Source organism: Streptomyces sp. 2323.1 (assembly GCF_900221035.1).
In the GTDB taxonomy this organism is placed as follows: Bacteria; Actinomycetota; Actinomycetes; order Streptomycetales; family Streptomycetaceae; genus Streptomyces; species Streptomyces sioyaensis.
This window is the reverse complement of sequence record NZ_LT907981.1, coordinates 6,336,871-6,358,264: the sequence shown is the minus strand read 5'-3', so window position 1 is coordinate 6,358,264 and position 21,394 is coordinate 6,336,871. Positions and strand designations below refer to the sequence as shown.

Here is a 21,394-nt window from a genome sequence, read left to right as displayed (position 1 = left end):
TCATCCGACAGACCTGTGGTGCGGCGCCGGCGGCCCGGCGGCTCAGGCCTCGAAGGGGCGGGCCGGCCACGGCGCGTCGGCCGGCCGGAGCGCGTCCAGGCCGGGGCCGCCCTGGGCCGCGGTGAGCGCGAGCACGCCGACGACGAGGCAGTTGTTGTGCAGCTCACCGGCGAGCGCGCCGCGCACCAGCTCCTCCTGCGGCACTCGCGCCAGCTCCATGTCGGCCTCCTCCTCGGAGACCTCGAACCGCTCCCCCTCCGCCTCGGACAGCTCGCGGGCGAGGAAGATCCGCACCGCCTCGTCACAGCCGCCGGGCGTGGTGTAGACGTCGGTCAGCACCCGCCAGTCCCCGGCCTTGACGTGCGCCTCCTCGTACAGCTCGCGCTGCGCCGCGTGCAGCGGGTTCTCGCCGGGGACGTCGAGCAGCCCGGCGGGGATCTCCCACAGCTTCTGGCGTACGGGGTGGCGGTACTGGCGCAGCACCAGCACCCGGCCCGCGTCGTCGAGCGCGAGGACGGCCACGGAACCGGGGTGGACCTGGTAGTCGCGGGAGACGGTGGACCCGTCCGGCATGACGACCTGGTCGGTGCGCACGCTGGTCTTGTTTCCGGTGAACGGCGTCGTGGTCGCGGTGACCGTCCACTCCTCGGGGGTGTCCTTGATCGCCATGGCGCGTCCTCCTGTATGTGCCTCTATCACGCAGAAACCGGGGTACGGCCTCGAAGAACGAGGCCGTACCCCGGCAACCGTATCCGTCGCGGTGCGACTACTTCACGGCACCCGTCTTGCGCGCGACCGCGGCCTTCACCAGCCCGGCGAAGAGCGGGTGCGGGCGGGTCGGGCGGGAGCGCAGCTCGGGGTGCGCCTGGGTGGCGACGAGGTAGGGGTGCACCTCGCGCGGGTACTCGACGTACTCGACGAGCTTGTTGTCCGGAGAGGTGCCGGAGAACTGCAGCCCGGCCTTCTTCTCCAGCTCACCGCGGTAGGCGTTGTTGACCTCGTAGCGATGGCGGTGCCGCTCCTCGACGTAGGGCTGGTCGTCGTAGACCTCGCGGACGATCGAGCCCTCGGCGAGCTTGGCCGGGTACATGCCCAGTCGCATCGTGCCGCCCATATCGCCCTCACCTGCGACGATGTCCATCTGCTCGGCCATCGTGGAGATGACCGGGTCGGCCGCGGCCGGGTCGAACTCGGTGGAGTTCGCGCCCTCGATGCCGGCGAGGTTCCGGGCCGCCTCGATGACCACGCACTGCAGGCCCAGGCACAGGCCGAGCAGCGGGAGCTTGTTCTCCCGGGCGTAGGTGATCGCGCCGACCTTGCCGTCCACACCGCGGTCGCCGAAGCCGCCGGGGATGCAGACCGCGTCGCAGTCCGCGAGCTGCTCGGCGGCGCCGGCCGGGGTCTTGCAGTCGTCGGAGGTGACCCACTTCAGCTTCACGCGGGTCTTGTTCGCGAAGCCGCCGGCCCGCAGCGCCTCGGTGACGGAGAGATAGGCGTCGGGCAGGTCGATGTACTTGCCGACCAGCGCGACCTTGACCTCGTGGTCGGGGTTGTGGACGCGGTCGAGCAGGTCCTCCCACTGGGTCCAGTTCACATCGCGGAACGGGAGGTCCAGCTTCCGTACGACGTAGGCGTCCAGGCCCTCGGTGTGCAGGACCTTGGGGATGTCGTAGATCGACGGGGCGTCGATCGCGGCCACGACCGCGGCCTCGTCGACGTCGCACATCAGCGAGATCTTGCGCTTGATCGCGGTGGGGACCTCGCGGTCGGCGCGCAGCACGATCGCGTCGGGCTGGATACCGATGTTGCGCAGCGCCGCGACCGAGTGCTGGGTCGGCTTGGTCTTCAGCTCACCGGACGGGCCGATGTAGGGGAGCAGCGAGATGTGCACGACGAAGACGTTGTCCCGGCCGACCTCGTGGCGGACCTGGCGGACGGTCTCCAGGAACGGCAGCGACTCGATGTCGCCGACGGTGCCGCCGACCTCGGTGATGACGACGTCGACGTCCTCGGTCGCCATCCGCCGGATGCGGTGCTTGATCTCGTTGGTGATGTGCGGGATGACCTGCACGGTGTCACCGAGGTACTCGCCGCGCCGCTCCTTGGCGATCACGGTGTTGTAGACCTGGCCGGTGGTGACGTTCGCGGAGCCGTCGAGGTCGACGTCGAGGAACCGCTCGTAGTGGCCGATGTCCAGGTCGGTCTCGGCGCCGTCATTGGTGACGAAGACCTCACCGTGCTGGAACGGGTTCATCGTTCCCGGGTCGACGTTCAGATACGGGTCGAGCTTCTGCATCGTGACCCGCAGGCCGCGCGCCTTGAGGAGAGCACCCAGGCTGGAGGCGGTGAGCCCCTTGCCCAGCGAGGAGGCGACGCCCCCGGTGACGAAGAGGTGCTTGGTCGTCGTGGATTTGGGCGGCATGGCCAAGAGGGAGCTCCCGTGGTCGCGAGGTGGAGAGGTGCGAAGCGGCGCCGGCCTGGGGTTTCAGGGGTGCCCTCGCTGCGGTTCGGGGGTGCCTTCACCACTACCGTGACGTCCTGGGCGTCCCACCGGTCCACGGGGTACCAGGCTATCAGCGACCGGGCATGGTCGCGCCCGGCCGGAGGCGGAAACCCTGTGAGGGCGGCCGTGCTGCCTCCGGCACGTGACGGAGGCCACCCGTTCGGACCACTTCTCTGCTCGCGAGGGTCGCGCGGAGCCCCCGGGTGCGTCGTATCCTGCTCGGACACTCGCTACGAGCCGTCCGGGAAGGCACCACCCCCGCCCGATTTCCGGTCCCGCTGCTCGGCGACGTTTCATGGGCAGGACGGACAATCACAACGTCCCATGGGGGGCGTGACTCCAGTTCGACGGGAGACGCACGTGGCCGGGCGCATCGAGGACTACGCACTTATCGGCGATATGCAAACCGCCGCTCTAGTGTGCCGGGACGGCACGGTGGACTGGCTGTGCCTGCCCCGCTTCGACTCGCCGGCGGTCTTTGCCGGGCTGCTGGGTACGGAAGAGCACGGTTTCTGGCGGATGGGCCCGGTCAACGGGCCCGGCGGCCGGCCGGCGCCCGCCGACCGCCGGCGCTACCGGGGCGATTCGCTGGTGCTGGAATCGGAGTGGGACACCCCGCGCGGCACGGTCCGGGTGATCGACTTCATGCCGCCGCGCGATGGCGCCCCGCAGCTGATCCGGATCGTGGAGGGGGTCAGCGGCCGCGTCCCGATGCGCTCCGAGCTGCGGATGCGCTTCTCCTACGGCTGGGTCGTGCCCTGGGTGCACAAGGTGGACAGCCGTACCGTCGCGGTCGCGGGCCCCGATTCGGTGTGGCTGGACACCGCGGCGGAGACCTACGGCAAGGACCTGACCACGTTCTCCGACTTCACCGTCTCGCCGGGTGAGCGGATCGCGTTCACGATCAGCTGGGAGCCGTCGCACAAGCAGCCGCCGGCCGTGGCGGACCCGGAGGGGTCGCTGGAGGCCACCGAGGAGTTCTGGCGCGAGTGGGTCGAGCACTGCACGTACCACGGGCCCTACCGCGATGCGGTAGTGCGTTCGCTGATCACGCTCAAGGCGCTGACGTACGCGCCGACCGGCGGGATCGTGGCGGCGCCGACGACCTCGCTGCCGGAGTGCCTGGGCGGCGTCCGCAACTGGGACTACCGCTTCACCTGGCTGCGGGACGCGGCGATCACCCTGTCCTCCCTGCTGCGCACCGGCTACCGCGAAGAGGCGCGGGCCTGGCGGGAGTGGCTGCTGCGGGCGGTGGCCGGCGACCCGGAGAACCTGCAGATCATGTACGGCATCGCCGGTGAGCGGGAGTTGGGCGAGAACGAGCTCCACTGGCTTCCGGGATACGAGAATTCCCGTCCGGTGCGGGTCGGCAACGGCGCCGCCGGACAGCTCCAGCTCGATGTCTACGGCGAGGTCACCGAGGCGCTGCACCTGGCGCACATGACGGGCCTGGCCCGCAACGACTACGCCTCGCTGCTCCAGCTCAAGCTGATCCAGTGGGTGGAGAAGCACTGGGACGAGCCGGACGAGGGCATCTGGGAGGTCCGCGGGCCGCGCCGGCACTTCGTGCACTCCAAGGTCATGACCTGGGTCGCGGTCGACCGTACGGTCAAGCTGATCGAGTCCGGGGACGTCGACGGACCGCTGGAGCGCTGGAAGGACCTGCGCGAGACCATCCACCGGGACGTCTGCGAGAAGGGTTACGACAAGGAACGCAACACCTTCACCCAGTCCTACGGCTCGCAGGAGCTGGACGCCTCGCTGCTGCTGATCCCGCAGATGGGTTTCCTGCCGCCGGACGACAAGCGCGTCATCGGCACCATCGAGGCGATCCAGCGGGAGCTGTCCACCGAGGACGGCTTCGTGCTGCGCTACCCGACGTCCGGTGCGGACGATCTCGGCGTGGACGGCCTGGAGGGTGAGGAGGGCGCCTTCCTGGCGTGCTCGTTCTGGCTCGCCGACGACCTCGCGATGATCGGCCGGGTGGACGAGGCCCGCAAGCTCTTCGAGAAGCTGCTCTCGCTCCGCAACGACCTCGGTCTGCTCGCGGAGGAGTGGGACCCCAAGGCCCAGCGGCAGGTGGGCAACTTCCCGCAGGCGTTCAGCCACGTTCCGCTGATCGACACGGCGCTGCGGCTGACGGCCAGTGGGGCTTACGGGGGCTAGCGCCCTGGGAGGTCCCGGATCCCGTTGGTGGCGGTGAGGTCTTGCCGCTCTGTTGCTCAGCCGTGCAGCGTGACGGGGAGTGCAGTCAGCCGGCTTCCTTGTAGCCCGCCGGTGGTGGCCTGCTGGAGCTCGGTGAAGGGGATGGCGAGGCAGGCTCTGGGAAAGTCGGTTCGCAGCACCGTGGTCACCGCGCGCAGTTCGAGTTGTGCGAGTTGGGCGCCGATGCAGAAGTGCGGGCCGGCGCCGAAGGCCAGGTCCGGTCCGGGTGAGCGGGCGGGGTCGGTGTTGATTCCCTGGATGTCGACGAGCACGGGTGCTCGGGAGGGAAGTCGTGTCCCGGCGAGTTCGATCTCGGTGGTGGTGAACCGCCAGAGGGTGAACGGGGCGGGCGGGTGCTGCCTGAGCGTCTCACGGACCAGTTCGTCGATGCTCACTTCGTCGGCCGGGGGCTGGTGCGGGCGGTCCGCGAGGGCGTGCGCTATCAGGGTGCCGAGGGCGGCGTCGGTGGTGAGCTGTCCGGCGAAGATCAGCGCGAACAAGTGGTACCGCAGTTGCTCTTGGGTGGTGTGTGCGGGGACTCGGTCACGCAGTTCGGCGGCGAGTCCCTGGCGGTTGTCGCCGAGCCCGGAAGCGGCGAGTTCGGCGAGTGCGGCGATCGCGCTGCCCTGGGCGCCGGGTTGGTTGCTGAGCATCTGCCTGCAGGCGTCGGCGGCTTGGTCGACGTGGTCGAGGGGGATGTCCAGCAGGTCGAGCAGCACGGTGAGCGGATAGCGGGTGGTGAAGCCGGCCATGAGGTCGGTCTCCGTGCGGTCGGCGGCCAGCTCGGTGAGTAACTTCCGGGCGATCGCGTGGATCCGATCGGACTGCTCGTGGATCCGTTGGGCGTTGAGGAGCGGAGCGTGGGCGCGTCGCAGTTCGGCGTGTTCGGGGCCGTCGAGGGTGGTGAGGGATGGCTGCTCAGCGGCGGTCTGCTCAAGTCCGGCGGTGTAGCGGTCCCAGCCGGGAGGCGCGCACGCGGGGTCCTTGGAGATCCGGGGGTCGAGGAGCACCTCGCGGGCCAGGGCGTTGTCGGTCACGATCCAGGCCCGCCCGCCGGCCGGAGCGTCCACTTGGACGAGGGGGCCGGCGGCGCGCAGGGCGGCGTGGACCGGGTCGGGTTCGGTGATGCTGCGGACGGCTGCGGCGAACGGGTCGATGCCCTTGAGGTAGGGAGCGTTCAGCATCTGGGCTCCATGAGTAGGGGGAGGGACGGGGCGATCGATGGCGCTCTGGTGCGTGCCGCGACCTTTTACGCCTCCACGCCAAAGTCACTTCATGGGCAAAATACTTCACCATGAAGTGACTTCGCGAGGAAGCTATGCTGCTCGGCGACAGGTTGTCAACGCGTGCCGGCGAAATGAGCCGTCGGCGGCAAAGGAAGAGGGAGGGGCCCGGTGGACGAATCGGTGCCCGGTGGCATCGCGGCGCAGCGCGAGCAACTGGCGGAAGATCTCAGGGCCTACGGTGCGAGCTTCACCGAACTGGGCCGACGTTTCGCCGCAGAGATCGGCGTGCACTCCACCGATGCTTTCGCTCTGCTGGAGATCGCCTCCGCCGAAGCCAGGGGCGTCCCGCTGTCCCCAGCTCTGCTCGGCAACCGCATCCCCCTGTCCTCGGGGGCCATGACCGCACTGCTCAACCGCCTAGAACGGGCCGGATACGTCGTCCGCACCCGCGAACACACCGACCGGCGGATCGTCACCCTGCGCAGCACCCCCCAGGCCAAGGAACGCGCGGATGCGTTCTTCGGCCCCGTCAACGCACGCCAGGACGCCGTCTTGTCCCGGTACCCGTCCGAGCTGCTTCAGCAACTCGAGGCCGTCCTGACCCAACTGCGCTCCACCATGGACACTCAGCTCACACGGCAAGACGGGGACGCGTGACGGGCGATCGACCGCCGGGCGTTCTTCGGTGCCGTCCGGTTTCCGGGCGGCACCGTTGTTGTCAGAAGGGGGTCAGGGTGAGGGTGATCTCCGTCGGGGCGGGGTCCTCGATGTACGAGGCGAAGCCGCCGACGTCGTCGAAGGCGAAGCCGTAGGCCTTGCCGTCGCGGGTCGCGGCGTGCATGGCCTTGGCGTAGTGGTTGGTCAGCCGCTGCTGGTAGAAGGCGGCCGGGTCGGTGGTGGGCTGGCGCGCGTGGCCGGCGAGGGTGGAGCGGTTGAGGGCGGCGCCCAGGACGGCGGCGACCGGGCCGAGGACTCCGTCGTTGGGGGCGGCCAGGGTGCCGTCGCAGAAGAGGACGTCGCGGGTGGACGGCTTGCTGAAGGAGACCGTGCGGGGGCCGGTGAAGGTGAGGGTGTCGCCGCGGGTCCGGCCGGTGAAGGTGCCGGCGTCGGTGGTGACGGTCAGGTCCTTGTGCTCGTAGGCGGCCCAGGCCTCGTCGATGGCCGGGGCGAGGTGGTCGGCGGCGAACAGGCCGCTGTCCAGGCCGTGTCCGGGGGCGATCACCCGCTTGTCGTCGATCACCAGCCGGTCGAAGCCCTCGGCCTGTCGGACCGCGGAGAAGACCGCGGCGCGGGCGCCGTCCTTGAGCGTGCCGGTGGTCTGCTGCCGCGCTCCGGTGAGCGTGATCGCGAGCGGAACGCTGAACATGTCGACCATGGTGGTGTTGCAGTACATCCCGCCGGCGTGGAAGGTGAACTCGGCGCAGTCGTGCACGACGCCGTAGTTGGGGTCGCCGGAGACCCAGCCCGCCGGGTAGGCGAGCGCGGCCTTGCCGTTGCCGTCCCGGACCGCCTTGAACTTCAGCTTGCCGCCGAGCGCGGTGTAGATCCGGCCGGACATCGGCGGGAGCCGGAGGGTCGTGGTGCCGCTCGCGGCGAGCGGGATGGCGTAGTCGGTGAAGCCGTCCGGCCCGTTGTCGGCCAGGGCGACCGGCCGGAGTTCGCCGTCCGGGGTCACATGCACCTGCCGGGTGCCGTCGTTGCCGACGAGGTAGACCCACACCGAGGAGTTGGCGTAGGCGCCGGAGCGGTTGACGAGGTGCAGGGGGATGCCGGCGGCGGACGGGGCGGAGGCGCCGGTCCGGGCGGGGGCGCCGAGGGCGCGGCCGGCCCGGGCGAGGTCGAGGGTGGTGGCGGCGCCGGCGGTGAGCCCGCCGAGCAGACGGCGACGGGTGATCATGAGACCACTCCTGGGCGGATCGGCATGCTCATGACATTCTCTCCTCGATGCAGTGGGGGTGGTGAGGAGTTCCGTGGGGCGGGAGTGCGGTGGGGAGTTCCGTGGCCGGTGGTCTCCACCCGGCGGCCGGGGCGTGGTGCAGCGTGAGCGCCCCGCGTGAGAGCGCTCTCACCTCCCGCGCAGTGAACCCTGCCGACCCGACGGCCACTCGTCAAGTCACCGCGTGATAAAAGGAGTTGGATGAGGTCTCAGCCGAACGGCCCCCGACCGACGCTGGAGGCGGTCGCGGCGCTCGCCGGGGTCTCCCGCGCCACGGCGTCCCGCGTGATCAACGGCGGCGCCGGCGTACGGCCCGCGGTCCAGGAGCGGGTGCACCGCGCGGTGGCCGAGCTGGGCTACGTACCGAACAGCGCGGCCCGTTCCCTGGTCACCCGCCGCACCGGAGCGGTCGCCGTGATCATCGCCGAGCCGGAGAGCCGGGTCTTCAGCGATCCGTTCTTCGGGCGCCAACTCCGCGGCATCAGCCGGGCGCTGGCCCGTGCCGACACCCAGCTGCTGCTGATGTTCGTCGAGGGCCGCGCCGACTACGACCGCATCGGCCGCTGGCTGTCGGCCGGGCACGTGGACGGGGCGCTGATGTTCTCCCTGCACCGCGACGACCCGCTGCCCGCCCTCGCCGAGCGCGCCGGGCTGCCCACCGTCTACGGCGGCCGGCCCGACTGGGCGGGCGCGGACCGCACACCGCCGCCGCTGTACGTCGACACCGACAACCGCGGCGGCGCCCGCCAGGCCGTACGCCATCTCCTCGGCCGTGGCCGGCGCCGGATCGCCGTGATCACCGGACCGCTCGACCAGGCCTCGGCGGTGGACCGTCTCGACGGCTACCGCGACGCGCTGGGCCCGGCGGAGCCGGATCCGCGGCTGATCGCGGACGGGGGGTTCACCGCGCAGGGCGGCGAGCGGGCGATGGCCGAGCTCCTTCGGGCCGCACCGGATCTGGACGCCGTCTTCGCCTGCTCCGATCTGATGGCGAGCGGGGCGCTGCGCATGCTGCGGGCGCACGGGCGGCGGGTGCCGGACGAGGTGGCGGTGGTGGGCTTCGACGATCTGGAGCCGGCGGCCTGGGCGGATCCGCCGCTGACGACGGTGCGGCAGGACGTGGAGGAGATGGGGCGGCTGATGGCCCAGTTGCTGCTGCGGCTGCTGGATCGGGAGAAGGCGGGGGCGGAGGGGCCGGGCCCGGTGGAGCCGGCGCCGATCATCACCGAGGCGCGGCTGGTGGTGCGGGAGTCGACGTGACGGGCGGGGGCGGGACAGGCGCGGCCGCGGCGGTCTCAAGGCGGCGGGACGGCCTCGGCCGCGACGGCCGGGCCCGGCAGGGCGGACGGACTCGGCGGAGCGGACGGGCTCGGCGGAGCGGGCGCCGCGGCAGAACAGGCCCGGCGGCGGCCGGGCCGGGACACCACGACCCGCCACCACACACCCACACAGATCCGGACCGACCCCCTCCGGATAGCGGACTGCAGGTACCGTTCCTGGCCATGGGCCCGGAAGCAAAGATGGAGACCGAGATCACGGTGCGCAGGGCGCTCGAGCTGCCCGCGCTGCGCCGCGGCCTGCCGGAGGTGCTGGCCGGCGGGGACCGGCTGGACCGTGCTGTGCGCTGGGTGCATGCGGGCGAGGTCCCGCACATCGCCTCGCTGCTCAAGGGCGGCGAGCTGCTGCTGACCACCGGCCTGGGGCTGGGTGCCCGCCCCTCCGAGCAGCGGGCGTTCATCCGCAAGCTCGCGGACCGCGAGATCGCCGCACTCGTCGTGGAACTCGGTTCCCGCTTCGCCTCGCTGCCCGCAGCACTGGTCGACGCCGCACGGGACTGCGGACTGCCGCTGATCCAGCTGCACCGTGAGGTCCCGTACGTCACGGTCACCGAGGCGATCCACACCGAGATCATCAACAGCCACTATGCGATGCTGCGGCGCGCCGACGAGGTCCTGCGGCGCTGCACCGACGTGCTGCTGCGCGGCGGCGGCGCCCCTGAGGTGCTGCGGCTGCTGGCCGGCTTCACCGGCAACCCGCTCTGTCTGGAAGCCCCCGACGGCAGCCCGCTGTACGCGGCGGGGCCGGAGGGCGACGACGGCCCCGCGGACGCCGACCCGCTGCTGGCCTGGGAGGGGCTGCGCGACACCGGCGTACGCATCGACGTCCCCGGCGGCGGCCACGGCCCCGACGCGGTCCGGGCCCGTCTCGTCCTGCTGCCCGTCAACACCCCGCTGGCTCCGGTGCACCGCATCGCCGCCGAGCGGGCCGCCGATCTCCTCGCCGTCGTCATGCTCCAGTCCCGTCAGGAGGAGGTGCTCGCCGCCCGGGGCCGCGGCGACTTCCTCGCCGATCTGGCGGAGGGCCGGATCACCGCGGCCGAGGCGCCCGTCCAGGCCCGCCTGCTGGGCTTCCGCCCCGGTACGGAACCCGTCCTCCCGGTGGTGATGCGGCTGCCGGCCGGTCTCCCCTCCCCCGGCAGCTGGGCGCTGCTCGCCCAGGCCCTGCGCGAGGAACTCGCCGCTCCCGGCGTGCCGGTGCTCCTCGGCGTACGCCCCGTGGAGGGCCGGGTCCCGGTGCTCGTCGCGCTGCGCGCGGGCCAGGACCGTGCGGCGCTCGCCGACCGGATCGCCGAGGCCCTGCACGCCGGAGTCGTCCGCGCCGGCCTGGACCGGCCGGCCGCGCACCGCCCGGTGATCGTCGTCGGCACACCGGGCGGCTGGGCGGCCGCGGGCCCCGGGCTGCGGCACGCGGCGCAGGCGGCGGCCGCGGCCCAGGGCCTGCCGGCAGCACCCTGGTACGACGCGCGCCGGCTGGACATCGAGCTGCTGCTGTGGCGGATGCGCGAACACGGCGAGCAGGGCGTCCTCACCGACTTCGTGGAGCGCGCCATCGGGCCGCTGCTCGCGCACGACCGGGGCGCGCGCCAGCCGCTGCTGCCGACGCTGGAGGCCTATCTGGCCAGCGCGGGCCGCAAGGCCGAGACCGCCCGCGATCTGAATGTGAACCGGCAGACGCTGTACGACCGACTGGCCCGCATCGCCCAGCTGCTGGGCACGGACCTGGACGATCCGCAGACGGTGCTGGGCCTGCGGCTGGCCCTGCGCGCCAGACGCCATACGGACAAGGGGTGACGGGCAGCGGTCGCCGGGGCCCAAGGGCAGTGCGCTAGCCGGTCGACCGTCTCGGCCGCCGTCCAGGCGAGCGAACCGGCGGCGGCGACGGCCGTGGCGGCGCCCGTGTGCCGGCCGCCGCACACTGGCTACACCGGCTGAACCGGCTGGGCCAACTCGTCGTAGACGCTGAGGACCTGGGCGACGGTGTCGTTCTCGCTGGGCCAGCCGGCCGCCTGGGTCCGGCCCGCCTCGGCGAGCGCCGTCCGCCGTGCGGGGTCGGCGAGCAGCGCGAGAACGGTACGGGCCAGGGCGGCGGCATCCCCGTAGGGGACCAGTTCCGCGGCCCGGCCGACCAGTTCGCGGGTGCCGCCGGTGTCGGTGGCGACCAGCGGCACCCCGGCGCGCAGCGCCTCCTGGGCGATCAGTGAGCGCGCTTCCCATCTGCTGGGCAGCACCACCAGGTCGGCCGCGGCGAGGAGTTCGGGCACATCGTCGCGGCGGCCGAGGAGCTGGACGGGCAGCCGCTCGGTGTCGATCCGGCGCTGGAGCACGGCCCGCTGCTCGCCCTCCCCCGCGATGGCGACCAGCGGCTGCGGATCGAGCGAGCACCAGGCGTGTGCCGCGTCCAGCAGCAGGTCATGGCCCTGGCTCGGGTCCAGCCGGCCGACCGCGAGGAGCAGCGGGCGGTCCACCGCGCCCAGCTCGGCCCGCTCCTTGTGGCGCATCCGGTCCTGGTCCTCGGGCTCGGCGGGGGCACCACCGGACCGGGGCCCCGGAATGGCGACCGGCGCCAGCCGGGCATCGCGCGCACCCCGCTCGCGGGCCCGGTCCACCAGATCGGAGCAGGCGCCCAGGACGACGGCAGCGGCCCGCGCCACCCGCCGCTCCATCAGATGCACCAGCCCGGCCCGCGCGCCCTCGGTGTGTGCCTTGGTGTGCCAGGTGATGACCAGGGGGACCCGCCCGCCGCCCCGGGGGCCGCGCAGTCCGCGCAACGCCATCGAGGCACGCATTCCGGCCCGCAGGCCGTGCGCATGGACGAGATCGGCATCCCAGCAGGCGCTGCGCAGCAGGGCGACGCTCGCCGGGTCCATCCGCGGCGGGACGGGCACGAAGCGGGCGCCCGCACCCGCGAAGTCGTAGGCCTGCTCGGCCTCCGGTGTGGCGCAGACGGTCACCCGCACCCCGCGCGCGACCAGCCCTTCGGCCAGCGAGCGAACATGCGCGGCGCTGCCGGCGCTGCCGTGCCCCAGCACCTGGACCGTGCGCAGCGGCGACAGCCCGTGCGCCGAGGTCGGGGTGCTGATCACGTGATCGGGGCTCCTGGGTCGGGGCGGGACGGACCGTACCGGCGGGCCGGGTCCGATTGCTGGGGGTGCTGCGGCGCGCGACCCGCGACCGACCGCCTGCCCGCCCGGAGGACGGGCCGGACGCGGCGAGTCCGCCCGGGGTTGCGCACGCGCCCAGGATGCCAGCCCGGCGACGTCAATTCGGCACCGTCGGCCCGCCGTTCCGGTGGGAAGTCTCACCCCAGCGCCCACCAGATCACCCACATGGACGACAAACCGCCCGCGCGTGTTAACGGTCCGTAGGGCGTGCCCACTCTGCGGAGTGCGCCTGCCACCACCCCGAGGGGCGCGTGCGCCGTTGGCCGGGGCGCGCCCGGAGGTTGTCCGGATCCGGGCGTACGGGAGGCGGTTGCGGGGCGCACCCCCACACCCCAGACATCGCGCCTGTTCCGGACATGTGTCATATAGCTCGTACGGACGGCGATCCCGGACGCAGCCGTCCCTCGGACGGGCGGCCTCTCGCCCCGGCCTCTCGCCCGGCTGGCCCTGGCGGGCCTCAGAGTGCCGCGGCCGCCCGGCTGATGCGGTCCCCCGCGGCCGCGGCGGCGATCAGCCCCGCGGCGTGCGCGGCCAGTCCGCGACGGCCGTTGCCCGTGACGACGGCGAGGCCGAGCGCGGCACCGAGGGCATGCGCGCCGGCGTCCCCCAGCATCGTGCGCTCTCCCAGGTCGTCCGCGACGACGGCCGCCACCGCCCCCAGGGGCGCGGCGGACAGCGGGCCTGCCGGTCCACGGCGCAGCAGCCCGGGCGCCCCGAGTGCCAGGACCGCGCCGGCCGTCCGGCCCGGCCGGACGTCGAGGAGGTTGACCAGGTGGGCCGAGCCCGCGATCACCACGCCCGCCAGCAGCTTGTCGGCCGGGCGCTGCTTCAGCAGCGCGCCCGCCGCGAGCCCGGCGGCGCCGATCCCGAACAGCTTCACGGCGCCGCTGGTCACCTCGCCGTCCCGGAGCGCCGAGAGGTGCGCCCGGAATCCGCGGCGGGGGTCGCCGGCCCCGCACATGTCGTCGTAGGCCCCGCAGCCCCCGGCGGCCAGCACCGCCAGCGCGGTGGCGGCCCGGGTACGGGCGGACAACCCCGGTGCACCGGCGGCGGCGAGCGCGGTGCCGGTGACCGTCGCGAGTCCGGCATGCAGCTGCACGGTCCGGCCCGCATGGTTCGTGCGCTCCCACCGGGCGGCGCCGCCCGGCGGCCGCTTCCGCAGCGCCGTGTAAGCGGCCCGGGTCGCCCCCGCCGCCCCCAGGAACGAAGTGATCCGCCCGAGCGCCCCGCCGCCTGCCGCCGTCACCACGTCACTCCCCTCGCCCCGCACCCTGCCGGGCTCAACTCCCGTCACCCTAGGGCGCGTCATGCGGGGCCGATGTACCCGGACAGCACACTCAGCCCTTCGCCCCGGCCGTCACCGGCTGATCGTTGTGCAGCTCCGCGAAGAGCTTCTTCGCCCGCGGCACGTCCCACTTCACCGCGCTGCCCTTGGGGGTCTGGAACGCGAGGCTGGAGACGGGGACATGGAGGCGGGTGCCGTTGCCGGCCGAGACGTTCTTCATCGCTTCGAAGAGCGAAGTGAGGTCCCACAGGCTCATGTTCTTGTCGACGATGAGTGTGCCGAGGCCCGCGTTCATCGTGGGGTAGACCTTGGACGGGTTGAGCAGGATGCCGGGGGTGGCCGCCTTGTGGGAGAGCGCGGCCAGGAATTTCTGCTGGTTCTGGCCGCGGCCGAGGTCGCCCTGGGCCTCTTGGTGGCGCTGGCGGACGAACGCGAGCGCGGCGCGGCCGTCGAGCGTGTGGCAGCCCTTGGTGAGGTTTTCGCCGGACTTCTTGTCCTTGACGGCCTTGTCCAGGCACATCGGCACCCCGCCGACCGCGTCCACGATGCCGACGAAGCCCGCGAAGCCGATCTCCGTGTAATGCCCGATGTGCAGGCCCGTGTTGTGCTCGATGGTCCGTATGAGCAGCTCGGGACCGCCGCGCGAGAAGGCCGCGTTGAGCTTGTCCTTCGAGGCGGCGTAGTGCTTGCCGGTCTCGGGGCGGATGTACGGCGGGATGGTCACCCAGGAGTCACGCGGCAGGCTCATCATCGTGGTGCCGTGGGCGCCGGTGTGCAGCAGGATCATCGAGTCGGTGCGGCGGCCCGCGTCCGCCGAGCCGCCGGTGTGCAGGTCCTTCAGCTGCTTTCCGGACAGGCCCTGGCGGCTGTCGGAGCCCACGATCAGATAGTTGGCGCCCTTGCCCAATGACGGCCGGGCGGCGAGCTTGCCGAAGTCGACGTCGCGCTCGAGCTTGGTGTCGGCCCAGGTATAGGTGCCGACGGAAGTGAGCAGGGTCACAACGATCAGGAGGCCCGCGAGCCGCAGGATCCGGCGGCGCCGGGTGGGGCGGGTGGCCGCGGGCCGGGTGCTTCTGCGCACGGGTCCGCCGGGTCCGCCGTGCGCGGGCGGCCCGCCGTACGAGCCGTCGCCGTCGGGCAGGAACGCCGGGGCGGCCACAGGAGCACCGGTCGAGGCCGGGGCGGACGCGGCGTACGGGTCCTCGCCGCCCGGACGGCCGTTCAGCGGTCTGGCGGCGACCGGCTGCGGCGCGTACGGGGCGTGCTGCCATATCTGCCCCGTGACGGCGTGCGGCGGTTCCGCTGCGCCGCCGTAGTGGTGGGTGTCGTGGGACCCGTCCAGCCAGTCATTCATGGGCGGACAGTCTGCATGCTCACGAGCCCTTCACCAAATGGTGCGCAATTCCGCACCAGAGGAATGATGTTTGGGGGAGGAATACGGATTTCGTGCGTGGCGGGGTGTATATGCGGGCGGGGTCTTCGTGCGGGAACCGGGGTGTGTGGGAGGCCAGATGGGCCGGCGGCTGCGGGCGCCCGGAGGCGGGGCGGGCGCCCTGTGACGGGGCCCGCCCCCAGCCGGCTCGTTCACCTCGACGACACGCTCTGATAGGCCACCGGCTGCCCGATCTGCTGCGCGGCGGTTCCCGAGCGGTGCATCCGCTGCCACTTCAGACGGGTGCCGAGCAGGAAGGCCACCACGGACTGGATGACGACGAGATACATCAACTGCCGGTAGACCAGGAGCTGGAACGGCATCGCCCACAGCGCCCGCATCTTCTCCCCGTCCAGGCGCAGCGCATATCCGGCGCAGAGCAGTTGGACGAGCAGGAAGCCGCACCAGACGCCGGCCGACTGCCAGGGGCCGAGGAAGAGCAGCCCGTACAGCGCGAAGATGTCGACGACCGGCGCGAACAGCGGCAGGGCGACCTGGAACAGAGCCAGATAGCTCAGCCCGCGGCGGCCGAAGCGCCCGGCCGGGCCCATTTGGAGGACGGCCCCGCGGTGCTTCCACATGGCCTGGATCGTGCCGTAGCACCAGCGGTAGCGCTGCCGCCACAACTGGCGCAGCGAGGTGGGCACCTCGGTCCAGGCGACGGCGGACTCCTCGTAGACCACCCGCCAGCCCGCCTGCCACAGGGCCATCGTCAGGTCGGTGTCCTCGGCGAGGGTGTCCTCGCTGACCCCGCCGATGCCCATCAGCGCGTCCCGGCGGAAGGCGCCGATGGCACCGGGGACGGTCGGCATGCACTCCAGCACCTCGAACATCCGGCGGTCGAGGTTGAACCCGAAGACGTACTCCAGGTGCTGCCATCTGCCCAGCAGACGGCGCCGGTTGCCGACCTTGGTGTTGCCGCTGACCGCGCCGACGGCCGGGTGGGCGAGCGGCTGGATGAGGCGCTGGATGGCGTCCGGTTCGAAGACGGTGTCGGCGTCGACCATGACCACGATGTCGTACCGGGCGTGGGCCAGACCGGTGTTGAGGGCGGCCGCCTTGCCCGCGTTGGGCTGCCGGATCACCTGCACCCGGGGATCGTCGATCCAGGTGGCGAGGTCCGCCGTCCGGTCCGTCGAGCCGTCGTCGATCACGATGACCTGCATCTGCCGGTGGGTCGAGGCGAGCAGCGAACGGACGGTGGACTCGATGCCCGCCTCTTCGTTGTAGGCGGGGACGAGGACCGTCACCGGGTCGGTGACCTCACGCAGCCAGGGCGATCCGGGACGGAATCGGGTCAGCCGCCGGACGTGGGCACGGGCGAGGAACACCAGCATCGCCAGTCGCAGCAGCCCCAGCCCGCCCGCGATGGCGAGCACCCAGGCCATCCCTCTGACGAAGGCGTGCCCCAGGGCCTTGGCCCAGATCAGGGCGGTACCCGTCCAGCGCTCGACGGCGGAGACCGGCGCGTCGGGCGAGGGCTGCCGGACGCCCGCCGTCACGGTGGTGAACTTCTCGACCCTCGGGTTGTCGAGCAGCTCCTTGGTGCCCAGGTAGGCGAGGTCGTTCTGGCTGAACTGCCGGATCACGCCCTGCGACGGCTTGCGGTACCACTGGTCGGCGGCGACCAGGGTGTACCCCTGCGCGCCGGCCTTCTCGGCGGCCTTCCATTCGGGGCCGCACATGGTGTCCACCGCGGTGGTCTGCGGCAGCCGGAGCAGCTTGGTGTGGATGCCCGCGCTGCCCGCCAGTGCCTTCTGGGTGAGCGACAGCTCCAGAGAGGCGCGCACCGGCGAGGACTCGCCCATGGCGGCGCCGGTGTAGGTGTTCGAGCCGATCTCATGGCCCTCGGCCCGGATCCGCCGCACCAGGTCCGGGTATTGGGCCGCCTGGGCACCATGGAGGAAGAACGTGGCATGGGCGTGGTGCTTGCGCAGCAGGTCGAGCAGCCGGGGCGTCCATACGGGGTCGGGTCCGCCGTCGTAGGTGAGCGCCACCGTACGGGCCGGCACCGCGGACGAGACCACCTTGCCGCCGTCGAACCGCAGTACCGGGCCGCCCTTCTCGACGGACCTGGGCACGGGGGTGGTGCAGTCCTTGCGGGTCTTCGCGGCGTCGACCTCGTGGGTGGTCCAGCCCTCGAAGAGCAGGGCGCCGAACATCACCGGGAGGACCATGCACAGCAGCAGCCAGTGGCCGCGCGGGTCACGGGACTGCCGGTGCCGGGCACGCTGCGCGCGGCGCCTCACATCGCCCCCGGGACGCCGGCAGGCGTCACTGTGTCCCTTCTTCGGACAACTAGGGTCCGGTACGGGGCATTTGCCGTGATATCGAGCAGATTCCTCGGAGCCCTCGCGCACCGGGGGGAAGCATCAACCCATGGTCGGTCATCGGATATTTTGCGCCGTTTTGTATACCGTCGGGCCTCACACATGGTGGGCGAGTGTACTCATGACGCTGCCGGGGTAGACACCGCGGATCATGAGCGCGCCTGCCGCGATCAGGAGGTTTGTCACACCTGCGCAAGCGGCGGCGCAGCGGGAGCGGGGGGCCGATGACGCAGCAGCGGGCGGCCCGTGATCAACGCCACCCCGCAGGACGGCTCTCCGGCCGCCGTCGGCTCACGGCCGTGGGTGCGCGTTCCCCTCCCGGTGGTGCCGGAAGGTGGTCCCCCGGCGGCCGGCGGCTCGGACGCGGAGGAGACACTGCTCACATCCCGGGGGCCTGACGCACCACGCCCGGACGAAGCGGCTCAGCTCCCCGTACGCGCCGTCTCCAGCAACTCCTCGGCGTGCGCGCGGGCCGTCTCGGAGTCCTCCTGGCCGGCCAGCATCCGGGAGAGTTCGCGGACCCGTTCCTCGCCCTCCAGGACGGTGACGCCGCTCCTGGTGACCGAGCCGTCGTTCGTCTTCGCCACCAGCAACTGACGGTCCGCGAACGCCGCGACCTGCGGGAGGTGCGTGACCACCACGACCTGCGCCGACTTGGCGAGCCGGGCCAGCCGCCGGCCGACCTCGACCGCCGCCTTGCCGCCGACCCCGGCGTCGACCTCGTCGAAGAGGTACGTCGGTACGGGGTCGGAGCCGGCGAAGACCACCTCGACGGCGAGCATCACCCGGGAGAGCTCACCGCCGGACGCGCCCTTGGCGATGGGCCGGGGCGGGGCGCCCGGATGCGGCGCCAGGAGGAGTTCGACCTCGTCGGCACCGGCCGGTCCGTAGGCCACGGTGCGGCCGCCGACCGCGATGCCGTCGGCGTCCTCGGCGACCTCGGTCTGGCGGATCTCGACGGTCACCCGGGCGTGCGGCATGGCGAGTTCGGCGAGTTCGGCCGTGACCGCGTCGGCGAAACGTTCGGCCGAGGCGGTGCGGGCGTCGGTCAACGTCTGGGCCAGCTCGCCCAGTTCCGTGCGCAGCGCGTCCCGCTCGGCGGTCAGCTCGCCGATCCGGTCGTCGTCGCCGTCCAGGTCCGCGAGCCGGGCGGCGCTCTCCTGGGACCAGGTGAGCACTGCCGCGATGTCGTGGCCGTATTTGCGGGTCAGGTGGTTCAGGGCGGCGCGGCGCTCCTCGACGGCGGCCAGCCGCAACGGGTCGGCGTCCAGACCGTCCGCGTAACTGGCCAGCTCGCCGGCCACGTCCGCCATCAGGATGCCGATCTCGCCGAGCCGCTCGGCGAGCGTGGCGAGTTCCTGGTCGTGGCTGCGGACGGCCTCCAGGGCGCGGTGGGCGCCGGCGACCAGGGTGGTGGCGTCGACGCCCTCGGGGTCCTCGGGGTTGCCGGCCAGCGCGGCGTGCGCGGCGGTGGCGGCCGAGGCCAGCGCCTCGGCATGACCGAGCCGCTCGGCCTCGGCGGCGAGTTCGGTGTCCTCACCGGGCTGCGGTTCGGCCGCCGCGATCTCGTCGAGGCCGAAGCGCAGCAGATCGGCTTCCTGGGAACGTTCCCGGGCCCGCGTCGTCAGCTCGTCCAGCTCGGTGGCGACGGCACGCAGCCGGCGGTGGGCGGCGGTGTATTTGGCGAGCGGGACGGCGACCGCGTCCCCGGCGTAGCGGTCCAGGGCCTGGCGCTGCCGGGCCGGCCGCAGCAGGCCCTGCTGGTCGGTCTGGCCGTGCACGGCGACCAGGTCGTCGGCCAGCTCCGCCAGCAGGCCGACCGGTACGGAACGGCCGCCCACGTGGGCGCGCGAGCGGCCCTCCGCGGAGAGGGTGCGGCTGATCAGCAGCGCCCCGTCGTCCAGCTCCGCGCCGGCCTCCTCGGCGCGTACCGCGGCGGGGGCGCGGGAGCCGACGCTGATCCGGCCTTCCACGACGGCCGACTTGGCGCCGATCCGCACCAGGGCGGGGTCGGCGCGCCCGCCGAGCAGCAGGCCGAGGCTGGTGACGACCATGGTCTTGCCGGCGCCCGTCTCGCCGGTCACCGCCGTGAAGCCCGGGGACAGCTCGACAACGGCATCGTCAATGACGCCCAAGGACCGGATCCGCATCTCCTCCAACACGGATACGACCTTACGAGGTCCGGGGGCCGCCCCGCGACGGCCTCCCCTCACTCCTGCCCCCGCCCTGCGGAAAACCCCACCGCAAAGCGGGTGGATGCCTCATGGTGCGGGCGCCTGCCCGGCCCTCACGCTGAGCACGGTCCGGAACGAAGCCGGAAGGAAGCCGGAACGAAAGGTGTGCTCATGTCGGGCGGATCGGTGCATACAGCGGATCGGTGCATACGGCGGTGTGCGGGCTCCGGCTCGCGCCTGGGGGGCGGGGATGACGCCGTGCGCCGCCCCCGCAGCACGGCGGCGTTACTGCTCACCGCCCTCACCGCCGCCACCGTCCTGGCCGCCACCACGGCCTGCGCCGGCCCGCTCCGTACGGACCGCTCCGGGGCGGATGGCCGTGCGGCCACCGCTGACCCGGCGGCGGCCCGGTCCGCCCGCACCCCGGCCGACTCCCTCCAGGGCGTCTGGCGGATGGACGGCTACGGCACCCTCGTCACACTCCGGGGCCGCAGCCTGCGGACCTACGAGGCCACCGGCATCAGCTGTCTGCCCGGCTCCGTCACGGGCACCCGCGCGGGCGCTCCCGGCGCACACGGCAGCCTCCGCTTCACGGTCCCGGACTCGGCCCCGATCACCGTGGTACCGGCCGGCGCCGGCCGCGCCCGGCTGGCCATCGAGGACAACGTCGGCCGGCGCACCCTGCACAGCATCGACGCCCTGCCCGCCCGCTGCACCCGGCGCACACCGCACGATCCCCGGACGGTCTTCGACATCTTCTGGCAGACCTATGCCGAGAACTACCCCTTCTTCCGTGCGAAGAAGATCGACTGGACGGCGGTCCGCGACCGCTTCCGGCCGCAGATCACGGCGAGGACCAGCGAGGACGAACTCTTCGCGGTGTTCCGCAAGATGATCGAGCCGTTGCATGACGCCCACACCCGCGTGGTCGTCAGCAAGGACAAGTGGTTCGCGGGCATGCGTCCCGGCACGGTGCTGCCCACCCGCGAGTCCACCGCCCGTATCGACAAGGCGATCGCCGCGAACCTCGGCCCGGGAGTCGTCCGGCACCAGTGGGCCAACGGCCGGCTCAGCTACGCGGATCTGCCCGGCCGCCTCGGTTATTTCCGTGTCACCTCGTTCGCCCACTACACGAAGGAGGGCGACTACGCCGGCGACGTCGCCGAGCTCGACCGCGCCCTGGACGCCGTGTTCACCAAGGCCCGCACCCAGGGGCCGACTTCCCTGCGCGGCCTGATCATCGACGTCCGGCTCAACGGCGGCGGCGCGGACCCGCTCGGTCTGCGGATCGCCTCCCGGCTCACCGGCCGCCCGTACCTCGCGTACCGCAAGCGGACGCGGAACGACCCCCACGACCCGACCCGGTTCACCACGCCGCAGCCGAGCCGGATCCGCCCGCACCGGGGCCCCGTCTACCCGGGCCCGATCGCCGTCCTCACCGGCCGCCTCACCGTCAGCGCGGGCGAGACCTTCACCCAGGCCCTGATGGGCCGCTCCCCCGCCCCGCTCCGCATCGGCGAGAACACCCAGGGCGTGTTCTCCGACGTCCTGGGCCGCACCCTCCCGAACGGCTGGACCTTCGGCCTGCCCAACGAGGAGTTCCTGACCGCCGACGGCCGCACCTTCGACGGCCCCGGCATACCCCCCGCCGTCCGCACCCCGGTCTTCACCGACGACGAGCTCTCCGCCCGGCGCGACTCCGCCCTCACCCGCGCCAGGGAACTCCTCGCCCGGGGGGCGCCGGGGGAAGGACACTAGGGCCGGGGGCCCCGGGCCCGTCCAGCGGCTGCATTACGAGGGAC

General features: G+C 72.6%; 14 protein-coding genes. 5 read left to right on the top strand and 9 right to left on the bottom strand.

Annotated features, from left to right (window positions below):
- Positions 1-42 precede the first annotated feature (42 nt).
- Both CPH93_RS27390 and CPH93_RS27385 read right to left on the bottom strand, forming a co-directional pair.
- The gene (locus tag CPH93_RS27390; RefSeq protein ID WP_093482475.1) at positions 43-669 is read right to left on the bottom strand and encodes an NUDIX domain-containing protein; all 627 of its coding nucleotides are present in this window, start codon (positions 667-669) and stop codon (positions 43-45) included.
- Between the two features lie 97 nt (positions 670-766).
- Positions 767-2,422: a CTP synthase gene (locus CPH93_RS27385; protein WP_093482476.1), complete on the bottom strand. Its 1,656-nt coding sequence runs from the start codon at positions 2,420-2,422 to the stop codon at positions 767-769.
- Between the two features lie 405 nt (positions 2,423-2,827).
- Here CPH93_RS27385 and CPH93_RS27380 point away from each other — a divergent pair, with 405 nt between their 5' ends.
- Entirely contained in the window at positions 2,828-4,669 is a 1,842-nt protein-coding gene (locus CPH93_RS27380) for a glycoside hydrolase family 15 protein (RefSeq protein WP_093482477.1), read from the top strand.
- Positions 4,670-4,725: 56 nt separating this feature from the next.
- Here the strand turns inward: CPH93_RS27380 and CPH93_RS27375 are convergent, their stop codons facing one another.
- A complete protein-coding gene (locus CPH93_RS27375) occupies positions 4,726-5,892 on the bottom strand; it encodes a cytochrome P450 (RefSeq protein WP_096214355.1) in 1,167 nt (388 codons plus the stop codon).
- Between the two features lie 210 nt (positions 5,893-6,102).
- Here CPH93_RS27375 and CPH93_RS27370 point away from each other — a divergent pair, with 210 nt between their 5' ends.
- Positions 6,103-6,591: a MarR family winged helix-turn-helix transcriptional regulator gene (locus CPH93_RS27370; RefSeq protein WP_096214354.1), complete on the top strand. Its 489-nt coding sequence runs from the start codon at positions 6,103-6,105 to the stop codon at positions 6,589-6,591.
- A gap of 61 nt (positions 6,592-6,652) precedes the next feature.
- On the opposite strand, the gene CPH93_RS27365 is transcribed toward CPH93_RS27370, so the two are convergent.
- Positions 6,653-7,831, bottom strand: a complete 1,179-nt coding sequence (locus CPH93_RS27365) for a beta-1,3-glucanase family protein (RefSeq protein WP_096214353.1) — start codon at positions 7,829-7,831, stop codon at positions 6,653-6,655.
- 240 nt (positions 7,832-8,071) lie between these two features.
- On the opposite strand from CPH93_RS27365, the gene CPH93_RS27360 reads away from it, so the two are divergent.
- Together CPH93_RS27360 and CPH93_RS27355 are read left to right on the top strand one after the other, a co-directional pair.
- Complete coding sequence (locus CPH93_RS27360; RefSeq protein ID WP_096214352.1) at positions 8,072-9,130, top strand: LacI family DNA-binding transcriptional regulator; 1,059 nt, start codon at positions 8,072-8,074, stop codon at positions 9,128-9,130.
- A 242-nt stretch (positions 9,131-9,372) separates the two neighbouring features.
- A complete protein-coding gene (locus CPH93_RS27355; RefSeq protein WP_096214351.1) occupies positions 9,373-11,001 on the top strand; it encodes a PucR family transcriptional regulator in 1,629 nt (542 codons plus the stop codon).
- Positions 11,002-11,129: 128 nt separating this feature from the next.
- On the opposite strand, the gene CPH93_RS27350 is transcribed toward CPH93_RS27355, so the two are convergent.
- The 5 genes from CPH93_RS27350 to recN all read right to left on the bottom strand — a co-directional run bounded on the left by CPH93_RS27350 (position 11,130) and on the right by recN (position 19,568).
- Positions 11,130-12,293: a glycosyltransferase family 4 protein gene (locus CPH93_RS27350; RefSeq protein ID WP_096214350.1), complete on the bottom strand. Its 1,164-nt coding sequence runs from the start codon at positions 12,291-12,293 to the stop codon at positions 11,130-11,132.
- A gap of 535 nt (positions 12,294-12,828) precedes the next feature.
- Positions 12,829-13,620 (bottom strand): hypothetical protein, encoded by a 792-nt coding sequence (locus CPH93_RS27345; RefSeq protein WP_096214349.1) that lies wholly within the window; start codon positions 13,618-13,620, stop codon positions 12,829-12,831.
- 88 nt (positions 13,621-13,708) lie between these two features.
- Entirely contained in the window at positions 13,709-15,010 is a 1,302-nt protein-coding gene (locus CPH93_RS27340) for an LCP family protein (RefSeq protein WP_096214348.1), read from the bottom strand.
- Between the two features lie 230 nt (positions 15,011-15,240).
- The gene (locus CPH93_RS27335; RefSeq protein ID WP_096214347.1) at positions 15,241-17,337 is read right to left on the bottom strand and encodes a bifunctional polysaccharide deacetylase/glycosyltransferase family 2 protein; all 2,097 of its coding nucleotides are present in this window, start codon (positions 17,335-17,337) and stop codon (positions 15,241-15,243) included.
- A gap of 503 nt (positions 17,338-17,840) precedes the next feature.
- Positions 17,841-19,568: a DNA repair protein RecN gene (gene recN, locus CPH93_RS27330; RefSeq protein ID WP_093482487.1), complete on the bottom strand. Its 1,728-nt coding sequence runs from the start codon at positions 19,566-19,568 to the stop codon at positions 17,841-17,843.
- Positions 19,569-19,850: 282 nt separating this feature from the next.
- Here recN and CPH93_RS27325 point away from each other — a divergent pair, with 282 nt between their 5' ends.
- A complete protein-coding gene (locus CPH93_RS27325; protein WP_231976972.1) occupies positions 19,851-21,350 on the top strand; it encodes a S41 family peptidase in 1,500 nt (499 codons plus the stop codon).
- The last annotated feature ends 44 nt before the right edge of the window (positions 21,351-21,394 follow it).

Coding starts and splice junctions, on each gene's coding strand:
- CPH93_RS27375 (WP_096214355.1), bottom strand. CDS start 5,892: ATGCTGAACGCTCCCTACCTCAAGGGCATCGACCCGTTCGCCGCAGCC.
- CPH93_RS27360 (WP_096214352.1), top strand. CDS start 8,072: ATGAGGTCTCAGCCGAACGGCCCCCGACCGACGCTGGAGGCGGTCGCG.
- CPH93_RS27390 (WP_093482475.1), bottom strand. CDS start 669: ATGGCGATCAAGGACACCCCCGAGGAGTGGACGGTCACCGCGACCACG.
- CPH93_RS27365 (WP_096214353.1), bottom strand. CDS start 7,831: ATGATCACCCGTCGCCGTCTGCTCGGCGGGCTCACCGCCGGCGCCGCC.
- CPH93_RS27385 (WP_093482476.1), bottom strand. CDS start 2,422: ATGCCGCCCAAATCCACGACGACCAAGCACCTCTTCGTCACCGGGGGC.
- CPH93_RS27340 (WP_096214348.1), bottom strand. CDS start 15,010: ATGAATGACTGGCTGGACGGGTCCCACGACACCCACCACTACGGCGGC.
- recN (WP_093482487.1), bottom strand. CDS start 19,568: ATGCGGATCCGGTCCTTGGGCGTCATTGACGATGCCGTTGTCGAGCTG.
- CPH93_RS27380 (WP_093482477.1), top strand. CDS start 2,828: ATGGGGGGCGTGACTCCAGTTCGACGGGAGACGCACGTGGCCGGGCGC.
- CPH93_RS27355 (WP_096214351.1), top strand. CDS start 9,373: ATGGGCCCGGAAGCAAAGATGGAGACCGAGATCACGGTGCGCAGGGCG.